The 422-nt window shown below is 71.8% G+C and carries 1 protein-coding gene; it reads right to left on the reverse strand.

Annotated elements, in window-relative coordinates; translation table 11 throughout:
• Nucleotides 1-422: alcohol dehydrogenase catalytic domain-containing protein (locus tag B7L92_RS42630; RefSeq protein WP_255311115.1), on the reverse strand; the 422-nt coding region annotated here is incomplete at both ends.

Below are 422 nucleotides of genomic sequence, written 5' to 3' on the forward strand. Positions count from 1 at the left end.
ACGGTGTCCCCGGGACGCACCCGCCCGTTGAGCACCCCCACCTCGTAGGCGGTGGGGAAGATGTCGGCCAGCAGCACGGCGTCCTCACCGGTGAGCGTGCCGGGCAGCGGATGCACCGAGAGGTCGGCGTACGGGACGCGGACGTACTCGGCCTGGGTCCCGTCGATCAGGTGACCGAGGATCCAGCCCCCGCCGTCCAGGCACTGGCCGTACATGCCCCTGCGGCAGTGACGGCACCGCCCGCAGGCGGAGATGCAGGAGACCAGTACCCGGTCTCCGGGACGTACGGTGCGGACGTCGCTCCCGGTCTCGACGATCTCGCCGACCGCCTCGTGCCCCAGGACGGTCCCCGGGCGGACCTCGGGGACGTCGCCCTTGAGGATGTGCAGGTCCGTTCCGCAGATGGTGACGGCGTCGACCCG

Origin of the sequence: Streptomyces viridosporus, from assembly GCF_002078235.1 — a bacterium.
GTDB lineage: Bacteria > Actinomycetota > Actinomycetes > Streptomycetales > Streptomycetaceae > Streptomyces > Streptomyces viridosporus.